Here is a 5,815-nt window from a genome sequence, read left to right on the forward strand (position 1 = left end):
CGGGGACGAGAATCTTCATAACCAGCCTCTGCTTTCAGACGTTTGCCAGATTGGTAACGCGCCCGTTTCGACGGCAACAAGGCCAAACCGACCATTCGGCACCGGGCGACGTCGCGTTACGCGAACGTCAACCTCGTCCGATTTGTCTGGAGCGCAGCCCCGGTCAACCGACCTGCAACACGATCTTGCCGATATGCGCAGAACTTTCCATCCGCGCATGCGCCGCCGCCGCCTCCGAAAGCAGGTAGCTGCTGTCCATCACCGGGGCGATGTGCCCCGCGTCGAGCAGCGGCCAGACCTTGTCACGCAGATCGCGGGCGATGGCGGCCTTTGCCGAGACCGATTGCGGGCGCAGCGTCGATCCGGTGAGCGTCAGCCGCCGCACCATCAGGGGCGCGAGGTTCAGCCCGACCTTCGGACCTTGCAAGAAGGCGATTTGCACCAGACGCCCGTCATCGGCCAAAGCCTTGATGTTCCGGGCGACATAGTCGCCGCCGACCATGTCGAGGATCAGGTCCGCTCCGCCTTGGGCGCGCATCACTTCCACGAAATCCTCCTCGCGGTAGTTGATCGCCCGCTCCGCGCCGAGCCGCTCGCAAGCAGCGCATTTCTTGGCCGATCCGGCGGTGGCGAAGACCCGCGCGTCGAAATGCCGGGCAAGTTGGATCGCGGTGGTACCGATGCCCGAGGAGCCGCCATGCACCAAAAACCGCTCCCCGCCCTGCAGACCGCCGCGCATGAAGACGTTGGACCAGACGGTGAAATAGGTCTCGGGCAGGCAGGCGGCCTCCTTGAGGCCCATGCCCTTGGGCACCGGTAGGCAATGTTCGGCGGGTGTGGCCACCGCCTGCGCATAGCCGCCGCCGGGGGTGAGCGCACAGACCGCATCTCCTACCGACCATCCCATCACCCCCTCCCCCAGGCCCGCGACATGCCCCGACACTTCGAGCCCCGGCAGGTCCGAGGCGTCGGGCGGCGGCGCATAGGCGCCTATACGTTGCAGCGCGTCGGGGCGGTTCACACCGGCGAAGGCCACGTCGATCACCACTTCGCCGGGCTTCGGCTCGGGGCGCGGGCGGGTGGTCAGGACCAGCACATCGGGCCCGCCGGGGCGGGATATCTCGATCACCTGCATGTTCATCGGCGGCTGCTCCAGTGTCCGGGAAGGTCCATGGGGGGGTTGTTGTTCGGCGCGTGCACGCCCGACAACAGCAGCGACAGCGCCCCGGTGAAGGGCCGCAGCAGCACCGAGTTGTTCACCTTGGCCTTGGCGCTCTCGATGCGCATCACGTCGTCGATGCGGCGATCGATGAAGGCCCATGTCGCCTGATGCTCGAGGCTGTCATCGCCGAGCCAGTAGAGCACCACCGAGGCCCAGACGCCCGACAGCGTCGCCCGCTTGGTGTACCAGTTCACATCGTCAGAGGCGTCGCCCAGCGCGGTCCAGACCGAATCGGCGGTGCGCCACAGCAGGCGTGAGCCTTCGGCGGCATGATGCGGCAGCGCGAAAAGGGCCGTGGCGCGGCGCAGCGCCTCCTTGTCGCGCACCGCCTCGATCCGGGCGCGCAGCGCAAAGGCGACGCGGTCGCGGTAGCGCATCTGCCCCAGCTCGGCGGCGCGCACCGTCTCGATCATGGCGCGGTCGCCCGCGTCGTGCAGTGCCACCGCAAGGTCGATCGCGCCGCGTGGACACAGCGCCCGAGCCTGCGGCAAGGTCAGCCCGACGTCGTGGGCAGCGGAGCGAAACGCAGTGTCGGACCAGCCATCGAAGGCAACATGCGGCAAGATCGCATCCAGCAGGGCCGCGATCTCTTCCGCCTCGGGCCGCCCGGTCTCCGGCGCATCGGAATGTGGGTTGGTCATCGGTGTCTCCCTTCCACCCCAGCCTAGACAAGCTGCCGGGACTTTGCTATACGGCCGCTTCCTGCAATCTTGAAACTCCAGCTTAGAAAGGTGGTGAAAACCACATGCAGGTCAGCGTTCGCGACAACAACGTCGATCAGGCCCTCCGGGCTCTGAAGAAGAAGTTGCAGCGCGAGGGTGTGTTCCGCGAGATGAAGCTCAAGCAGCATTTCGAGAAGCCCTCCGAGAAGAAAGCACGCGAGAAGGCCGAGGCCATCCGGCGTCAGCGCAAACTCGCCCGCAAGAAAGCCCAGCGCGAAGGTCTCCTCTGAGATCCTGAAGCCAGGCTTTTGCACGATGAAACCCCCGAGCGACGCTCCGGGGGTTTTTTCGTGTCTCCCACCCGGCCCGCATGACACGACCGCGTGACCGCACCGACCCATATGGGCCGAGGCGCGTTGATGGCCCGAGTTTCAAACAAGACGGAGGCCATATGCCCGGCAAACCGACCCCCGACGCCGCCCTTCCCGAAATTACCCTGCCCCGCCTTGGCGGCGGTGAGCTGACCCTCGGGCGTCCCCTCGAAGGGCGCGACTGGCAGATGGTGGTGGTCTATCGCGGCAAGCATTGCCCGATCTGCCATAAATACGTCTCCGGGCTGGAGCCGCTCTTGTCCAAGTATCACGAGGCCGGGATCGACGTGGTTCTCGTTTCGGCCGACCCCGAGGAAAAGGCCCGCACCTTCGTCGAGGAAACCGGCACCTCGGCACCCGTGGCCTATGACATGAGCGTCGCGCAGATGCTCGATCTCGGCCTCTATGTGTCCGAGCCGCGCTCCCCGCAGGAGACCGACCGCCCCTTCGCGGAACCGGCGGTCTTCGTGATCAATGGCGAGGGCAAGGTGCATATCGCCGATATCTCCAACGCCCCCTTTGCGCGGCCGGACCTTGAAGCCCTGCTGAACGGGCTGAAGTTCATTCGCGACAAGGACTACCCGATCCGCGGCACCAAGCTCGCCGCCTGACCGAGATCCGATGCTGCTGCACCGGTAGGCGCCGCTTCCCTCGCGGGGGGCGGCGTTCTCACGTGGGGAGCGCCGTGGTCTGGCGCACGGTGCGCAGCGCGAAGCTCGACTGCATGGTCTGCACGCCGGGCAGCCGGGCAAGGTGGCGGCGGTGGATCTGCGCAAAATCCTCGCTGTCGCGCGCCACGACCTTGAGCAGGTAATCCGCCGTCCCCGCCATCAGGTGACACTCCAGCACGTCGGGGATCCGCGCCACCGCCGCCTCGAAGGCATCGAGCAGCTCGTCGGCCTGCCCCGAGAGCGTGATCTCCACGAAGACGGTCACGGGCCGCCCCATACCGCGCGGATCGAGAAGCGCCACGTAGCCGCGGATCAGCCCCGATTGTTCGAGCGCCCGCACCCGGCGATGGCAGGCCGAGGGCGACAGGTTCACCTTCTCGGAGAGCTGCGCGTTCGACAGCCGCCCGTCGGCCTGCAGCGCGGCGAGGATGGCTCGGTCGATGCGGTCGATCTCACCCAATGCACGATCCTTCGAAGCTGATGCCATTCGACGCAAGAACCTGCGACATCTGATGAAGATCAGGCCACGATCTCGTCGGCAATTGCAAGAGAGGGATGGCAGCATGGAGGCAACAAGGAGGATGTATCATGCACATCGGTTGCCCCACAGAGATCAAGCCGCAGGAATTCCGCGTCGGCCTCACCCCCAACGCCGCGCGCGAAGCGGTGGGCCATGGCCACAGCGTCACCATGCAGGCCGGTGCCGGGATGGGCGCAGGCTTCACGGATGACGACTACCGCGCCGCTGGCGCGCAGATCGCGGACACCGCCGAGGAGATCTTCGCCAATGCCGAGATGATCGTGAAGGTGAAGGAGCCGCAGGCCATCGAGCGCCGGATGCTGCGCGAGGGGCAGATACTGTTCACCTATCTCCACCTCGCACCCGATCCGGCGCAGACCGAGGATCTCGTGCGCTCGGGCGCCACCTGCATTGCCTATGAGACGGTGACGGACCGTTCGGGCGGCTTGCCGCTTCTGGCGCCGATGTCCGAGGTCGCGGGCCGTCTCGCGCCGCAGGTCGGGGCCTGGACGCTGCAGAAGGCCAATGGCGGGCGCGGCGTGCTCTTGGGCGGCGTGCCGGGCGTGGGCCCGGCCAATGTCGTGGTGATCGGCGGCGGCGTCGTCGGCACGCAGGCCGCGAAGATCGCCGCCGGGATGGGCGCGCGCGTCACCGTGCTCGACAAGTCGCTGCCGCGCATGCGCTATCTCGACGACGTCTATGGCCGCGACTTCCGCACCACCTATGCCAGCGCCGGGGCGACAGCCGAGGCCGTGGTGCAGGCCGACATGGTGATCGGCGCGGTGCTGGTGCCCGGCGCTGCCGCACCCAAGCTGGTCTCGCGCGAACAGCTCTCGACCATGAAGCCGGGTGCGGCCATCGTCGACGTGGCGATCGATCAGGGCGGCTGCTTCGAAACCTCCAAGGCCACGACGCATGAGGACCCGATCTACGAGGTCGACGGCATCATGCATTACTGCGTCGCCAACATGCCGGGTGCCGTCGCCCGCACCTCGACGTTGGCGCTCGGCAACGCGACCATGCCTTTCGTTCTGGCGATCGCCGACAAGGGCTGGAAGCAGGCCTGCGAGGAAGATGCGCATCTGGCCGAGGGCCTCAACGTGCATGCGGGCCTCATCACCAATCTCGCCGTGGGCGAAGGTCTGGGCCGCGAGGCGATCTCCGCACAGGAGGCGCTTCGCCGCTAGGGTGCGATGCCGCACCGGAACCCCCCGGTGCGGCATCGGTTTTCCCCGGCAACCCCAAATTGCGGAGGAAGACCCATGGTCACCACCATCGGCACATCGAGCGACATGGCCAAGATGGTCGAGAATTTCATTCTTCTCGAGCATGACGCCATCGCCGCCTACGAGACCACGATCGAACGGCTCGAAAGCGCCGCGCACAAGGCCAAGGTCGAGGAATTCCGTCAAGACCACCTGCGCCACCTGCAGGACCTGAAGGCGCTTGCGGGCCGCGTCGGCGCGAACGTCCCCGGAGAGGGCGACATGAAGGAGCTGCTGACCACTGGCAAGATCAAGCTCGCCGACATGGTCGGCGGCGACAGTGCGATCCTCAAGGCGATGGCCACCAACGAGATCGACACGATCAGCGCCTATGAGCACGCGGTCGACAACGCCGCGGTGCCCGCCACCGAGAAAGAGCTGTTCCAGCGCGGTCTAGCGGATGAGCGCAAGCACAAGGACTGGATGGATCAAGCCGCTCAGACAGCCTGAAGCTTCCGCCTTTCGGTAAAACGGCCGGTGCATCGCACCGGCCGTTTCGCGTTCGGGAACGGAAGATCAGGCCGCGATGCTCTCGACGAGACCCGGCACCTTGGCACGGGCGTCATTGATCGCCTTGGTGCGCGCCTCCGGCGAGATCGCCACGCCCTCGACCCGCAGCACCGTCACGTCGGTGATGCCGATGAAGCCCAGCACCTGCCGCAGATAAGGCTCGACGAAGTCGGTGGTGCCATCATGCACGCCGCCCGAGGCATAGACCACGATGGCATGTCGGCCACCGGCGAGGCCTTGCGGACCCTCGGCAGTGTATTGAAACGTCTTGCCCGCCACCGCGATGCTGTCGATCCAGGCCTTGAGCTGGTGCGGAATCGCAAAGTTGTACATCGGTGCGCCGATCACCAGAGTGTCCGCCGACATCAGCTGCTCGACCGGGTCGCCGTCAAAGGCGGCCTCGGTTTCGGCATCGGCGAGGTCGCGGCGCAGAACGGTCTGATCGCCCTTGGCGGTCAGTTCGGCCACGATGGCCGCCGTGAGATCGCGCGAAACCGAATTCTCGCCGAGAATGGAGCTGTCGATGTGCAGGATGGTCATGTGGAAGCGTCCTTGGTTGGAGATGCACCCTACGTAGTCGGCCCTGAACAACGT

Annotated in this window: 8 protein-coding genes; 4 read left to right on the top strand and 4 right to left on the bottom strand. The window is 66.2% G+C overall.

Features of this window, described 5'->3' with window-relative positions:
* Positions 1–163: 163 nt before the first annotated feature.
* Complete coding sequence (locus tag MBELCI_RS18190; protein WP_021695713.1) at positions 164–1,141, bottom strand: NAD(P)H-quinone oxidoreductase; 978 nt, start codon at positions 1,139–1,141, stop codon at positions 164–166.
* A complete protein-coding gene (locus tag MBELCI_RS18195) occupies positions 1,138–1,863 on the bottom strand; it encodes a COQ9 family protein (protein WP_021695714.1) in 726 nt (241 codons plus the stop codon). Before MBELCI_RS18195 ends, MBELCI_RS18190 begins: the two co-directional genes overlap by 4 nt.
* Before the next feature lie 104 nt (positions 1,864–1,967).
* Between MBELCI_RS18195 and rpsU the strand changes: the two genes are divergently transcribed.
* A complete protein-coding gene (rpsU, locus tag MBELCI_RS18200; RefSeq protein ID WP_007255353.1) occupies positions 1,968–2,174 on the top strand; it encodes a 30S ribosomal protein S21 in 207 nt (68 codons plus the stop codon).
* Positions 2,175–2,335: 161 nt separating this feature from the next.
* Positions 2,336–2,866, top strand: a complete 531-nt coding sequence (locus MBELCI_RS18205) for a peroxiredoxin-like family protein (protein ID WP_021695715.1) — start codon at positions 2,336–2,338, stop codon at positions 2,864–2,866.
* Positions 2,867–2,924: 58 nt separating this feature from the next.
* Here MBELCI_RS18205 and MBELCI_RS18210 read toward each other — a convergent pair whose 3' ends face one another.
* The gene (locus MBELCI_RS18210) at positions 2,925–3,413 is read right to left on the bottom strand and encodes an Lrp/AsnC family transcriptional regulator (RefSeq protein ID WP_045320496.1); all 489 of its coding nucleotides are present in this window, start codon (positions 3,411–3,413) and stop codon (positions 2,925–2,927) included.
* A gap of 101 nt (positions 3,414–3,514) precedes the next feature.
* On the opposite strand from MBELCI_RS18210, the gene ald reads away from it, so the two are divergent.
* Together ald and MBELCI_RS18220 are read left to right on the top strand one after the other, a co-directional pair.
* Positions 3,515–4,633, top strand: a complete 1,119-nt coding sequence (gene ald / locus MBELCI_RS18215; protein ID WP_021695717.1) for an alanine dehydrogenase — start codon at positions 3,515–3,517, stop codon at positions 4,631–4,633.
* 75 nt (positions 4,634–4,708) lie between these two features.
* Positions 4,709–5,161, top strand: coding sequence for a ferritin-like domain-containing protein (locus MBELCI_RS18220; protein WP_021695718.1), 453 nt, complete (start codon positions 4,709–4,711; stop codon positions 5,159–5,161).
* A 66-nt stretch (positions 5,162–5,227) separates the two neighbouring features.
* On the opposite strand, the gene MBELCI_RS18225 is transcribed toward MBELCI_RS18220, so the two are convergent.
* On the bottom strand, positions 5,228–5,815 hold a 588-nt coding region (locus tag MBELCI_RS18225), incomplete at its 5' end, for an FMN-dependent NADH-azoreductase (RefSeq protein ID WP_369385501.1).

Origin of the sequence: Limimaricola cinnabarinus LL-001 (genome assembly GCF_000466965.1) — a bacterium.
GTDB lineage: Bacteria > Pseudomonadota > Alphaproteobacteria > Rhodobacterales > Rhodobacteraceae > Limimaricola > Limimaricola cinnabarinus.

Bases quoted from the DNA above. Each gene is read 5' to 3' on its own strand.
- MBELCI_RS18190 (WP_021695713.1), bottom strand. From the start codon at position 1,141: ATGAACATGCAGGTGATCGAGATATCCCGCCCCGGCGGGCCCGATGTG.
- MBELCI_RS18195 (WP_021695714.1), bottom strand. From the start codon at position 1,863: ATGACCAACCCACATTCCGATGCGCCGGAGACCGGGCGGCCCGAGGCG.
- rpsU (WP_007255353.1), top strand. From the start codon at position 1,968: ATGCAGGTCAGCGTTCGCGACAACAACGTCGATCAGGCCCTCCGGGCT.
- MBELCI_RS18205 (WP_021695715.1), top strand. From the start codon at position 2,336: ATGCCCGGCAAACCGACCCCCGACGCCGCCCTTCCCGAAATTACCCTG.
- MBELCI_RS18210 (WP_045320496.1), bottom strand. From the start codon at position 3,413: ATGGCATCAGCTTCGAAGGATCGTGCATTGGGTGAGATCGACCGCATC.
- ald (WP_021695717.1), top strand. From the start codon at position 3,515: ATGCACATCGGTTGCCCCACAGAGATCAAGCCGCAGGAATTCCGCGTC.
- MBELCI_RS18220 (WP_021695718.1), top strand. From the start codon at position 4,709: ATGGTCACCACCATCGGCACATCGAGCGACATGGCCAAGATGGTCGAG.